General features: G+C 67.7%; 1 protein-coding gene. It reads left to right on the plus strand.

All coding sequences use genetic code 11. The features are described 5' to 3' along the window. Nucleotides 1-83: 83 nt before the first annotated feature. A protein-coding gene (locus tag P0D62_RS18950; protein WP_275704083.1) for an IS3 family transposase occupies nt 84-1,234 on the plus strand; the annotation gives its coding sequence in 2 pieces (ribosomal slippage) (nt 84-354 and nt 354-1,234; 1,152 coding nt in all). Nucleotides 1,235-1,247: the final 13 nt, after the last annotated feature.

A 1,247-nucleotide genomic window follows, 5' to 3' on the forward strand; every position in this document is an offset into this window, starting at 1 on the left:
TGGGCTGACCCCGTTTCGTAGGTCCAGTCGTTATGAGGGTCGTCCTGTTGCCCGCGGTCGCGGGCAGGGAGACTGGTCAGATCATGACGAACAGCAGGAAGCGTCACACCCCGGAGCAGGTCGTCCGCAAGCTCGGGCAGGCCGACAGGATGCTCGCCGACGGCAGCGACATCGCCGCGGTGTGTCGGGAGCTTGGGATATCCGAGCAGACGTACTACCGGTGGCGGAACCAGTACGGCGGCCTCAAGGCCGACGACGCAAAGCGCCTGAAGGAGCTGGAGAAGCAGAACGCGACCCTGAAGCGTCTGCTCGCGGAAGCGGAGCTGGAGAAGGCTGCGCTCAAGGAGCTGGCCGAGGGAAACTTCTAGGCCCGGGCAGGCGCCGCGCCGCCGTCGATCACCTCAAGCGCAAGCCGCGGGTGAGCGAGCGGATGGCGTGCCGTCTGGCCGGGCTGAGCAGGTCCGCGTACCGTCGCCCGCTCAAGGGCGACACGGTCGCCGACCCTGATCGCGCGTTGCGTGACTGGCTGCGCGCGTGGGCGAAGAAGCATCCCCGCTACGGGTACCGGCGGGCGTATCACGACGCCCGGGGTGAGGGATGGGTGGTGAACCACAAGAAGATCCAACGCCTGTGGCGTGACGAAGGGCTCCGGGTCCCGCAGCGGCGACGCCGCAAGCGTGTCGGATCCTCGACCGTCGACGCCCCGGCGGCAGTCGCACCGAACCTCGTATGGGCGGTGGACTTCCAGTTCGACGCCGACGAGCAGGGCCGGCCGATCAAGATCTGCTCGATCGTCGACGAGCACACCCGGGAGTGCATCGGCGGCCTCGTGGAGCGCTCGATTACCGCCGACCGGCTCACCGCCCACCTCGAGGACCTCGTCGCCGCCCGGGGCGCCCCGGCGGTGCTCAGGTCGGACAACGGGCCGGAGTTCATCAGCGACGCGATGGCCGACTGGGCCGGCACCCGCACCGGCCTGTCCTACATCCCGCCGGGATCGCCGTGGCGCAACGGGTACGTCGAGTCGTTCAACAGCCGCATCCGCGACGAGTGCCTCAACATCAACAGCTTCTACTCGCTGCTGCACGCACAGGTCATCATCGGCGACTGGAAGGACGAGTACAACCACCACCGCCGGCACTCCTCGCTCGGCTACCTACCCCCAGCCGAGTACGCTCGAAAGTGCACCCATCAAATGGAAACCGACGACTCACAGAGCGTCCGGACCGAATGAAGGGGGCGGCTCA

Origin of the sequence: Tessaracoccus caeni, assembly GCF_029211185.1 — a bacterium.
In the GTDB taxonomy this organism is placed as follows: domain Bacteria; phylum Actinomycetota; class Actinomycetes; order Propionibacteriales; family Propionibacteriaceae; genus Arachnia; species Arachnia caeni.